The organism is Pseudomaricurvus sp., assembly GCF_965662505.1.
Taxonomy (GTDB): domain Bacteria; phylum Pseudomonadota; class Gammaproteobacteria; order Pseudomonadales; family Cellvibrionaceae; genus Pseudomaricurvus.
In genome coordinates, this window is sequence record NZ_CBFIHX010000225.1 from 1 (window position 1) to 2,518 (window position 2,518).

Genomic DNA, 2,518 nt, shown 5'->3' on the forward strand with positions numbered 1-2,518 from the left:
CCGTGAAAACCGTATCCGGATTGTCTTTATCTGTACTCGCTCTTTCTATCGCTGCTGCCCACTCCACTTACGCTCAAGAAGCCGATAAAGGTTATTCAGGTGTGCTGGAAGAAGTGACCGTCACAGCTCAACGCCGCACCGAGCGTTCGCTGGATGTACCCATCAGTATCACCGCGCTCAGCGCCGATCAGTTGGGTAAAGGTGATGTCCAGCAGTTGGGTGACATTATGAAACTGACACCGGGGGTGCGTTTTGATACCACCGGTGGCAATACTCAGCCGACCATTCGCGGCGTGGGTAGTGCTGTGGTGGTGGCCGGTGGTGGCTCCAGTGTGGCGGTGTACACAGATGGTTTCTATTCGCCCAATCCGATGATGGCGGATATGGAGCTGATGAACATCGAAAGTGTACAGGTGTTGAAGGGCCCCCAGGGCACGCTGTTTGGTCGCAACTCCACCGGCGGTGCGGTGTTGGTCACGACCACGGATCCCAGCAGTGACGCGAGTATCAAGGGCGACCTGTCCTATGGCAGCTACAACGCTCAGCGCTATCAGGTGTACGCCACTGGTGGCCCAAGCGATGACCTGGGCTTTGATATTGCCGCGGTCCAACGCAAGGGCGATGGCTTTGTCGATAATATCGTTACAGGTGCAGACGACGACGGCGCCTACGATAACTGGGCGATTCGGGTGGGTGCCCGTTGGGATATTACTGACCGCGTGACGGCCGTATTGCGGTACGCAAAGAGCGATAAAGACGATGCCACTTACGTGGCCAATAGTCTCTATGAAGATAACGGACGAGTATATTCAACCGGTGCCTTTAATGGCGCTGTGGCGGCGACTGAGTGGGATGAAGTTTCCAACGATTACAAGCCACAGTTCACCCTCGAATCCGAGGCGACCCAGTTAAAACTGGTTGCCGATCTTGGATTTGCCGATTTGACATCTTATACCCAGGTTCGCAATGAGGTCGGCACTCACAATTACGACTTCGATGGCTCTGGCGACGCTATCTACGATTATATTTTTGATACCCATGAAGATGTGTTTAGCCAGGAGTTTTTGTTGTCGTCCAACGGCGAAGGACGTCTTCAGTGGACGGCAGGATTGTTTTATTTCGACAACGACACAGCCTACAAGGCTAACCAGGCGTCTTATTACGGTGGGCCTTTTGTGCGTAACGGCGGTTCAGGTGTGACGACCGAAACCATCGCGGTCTTCGGTGATATGACCTATGAACTACAAGACAATCTGTTTTTAACGTTGGGCGCGCGTTACAGCGAAGATGAAGTCTCCGACGCTTACTTCATTGATGGCACAACCCTGGATAAAGTAGATGTGCCGGGTATGAATGACTCTCAGGTGACACCGCGTATTGCTTTGCGTTATGAGCCCAATGATCACACCAGTCTGTACGCTTCCTACTCGGAAGGTTTCAAGTCCGGCATTATCAATGTGGGTGCGGGCACATTGGATAACATCGAAGTGGATCCGGAGCACATCAAGGCTTACGAAGTGGGCTACAAGTACAACAGTGGCGATTTGATGTTTGATGTGGCGGCGTTCTACTACGACTACAAGGATCTGCAGGTGGCCAGCTACGTGGGTGCGTCCAGTGTGATTCGCAACGCAGCGAATTCCACTGTCTATGGTGTGGACGCGCAAATGCGTTTTGCTGTGACGGAACAGCTGGAGTTCAATGTCGGCGGCACCTGGCTCGATGCCACCTACGGTGATTTTGAAGAATCCCAAACCTGGAGTCAGTGCACCGATCCGGTATTCTGCACCGGCGCTAACGCGGGGCTTTTTGTTCCCGCTTATGAAGATGCTTCTGACAACGAGATGCAGCGTTCGCCGGAATTTACCGCGACTTTGGGAGTGAACTACTTTACCTCGTTACTGGAAGGCACGTTGAATCTGTCGGGTAACTTGTATCACACGTCAGATTTCTATTTTGATTCATCGGAAAATTACGCTCAGGACAGCTATCAATTATTGAGCCTGCGAGCGGAGTGGACGTCACCCTCGGAGCGTTATAACGTCGCCGTGTATGGTGACAACCTGACCGACGAGCATTACCGCAATCAGGTGATTCCTCAGTTCTACGGGGTTCTGAATTCGTGGGGTGCGCCGCGAACGGTTGGGGTGTCAGTGGGCTTCCAATACTGATGCGCTAATGGGTTATGCAAAAAAGGCCTCGGCAGAGTAAGCATCTCCCGGGGCCTTTTTATTTTACTGAGGCAATAAGCTTTGAGGGGGCGAACTCTCAGCGATTTGCGGCGTAAGGCAGTGACGTCAACATCCCGCGGCGGGACTGGATCATTTCGCGGTAGGTTTGCTGCAGAGAGAAATCCCGATCGCCGTCGCCGGTTTTAAGTTGTTCCAGCTGCCGTTCCAGGCCCGTGATTTCCCGAATCAGTTGTTCTCTCATGATGATGGAGTGCTGGTTGTCGACATTGACGAGTTTGGGAGAAGCTGTGCGTCCAATCATGCTGCTTACCTTGTTGTTAGATCTT

The 2,518-nt window shown here is 52.7% G+C and carries 2 protein-coding genes; one reads left to right on the forward strand and one right to left on the reverse strand.

Annotated features, from left to right (window positions below; translation table 11 throughout):
* Window positions 1-2,171, forward strand: a 2,171-nt coding sequence (locus tag ACTG33_RS16955) for a TonB-dependent receptor (protein ID WP_439136427.1), incomplete at its 5' end; no start/stop codon positions are given.
* A gap of 97 nt (window positions 2,172-2,268) precedes the next feature.
* Here the strand turns inward: ACTG33_RS16955 and ACTG33_RS16960 are convergent.
* The coding region (locus ACTG33_RS16960) for a hypothetical protein (protein WP_439136429.1) at window positions 2,269-2,518 on the reverse strand (250 nt) is incomplete at its 5' end.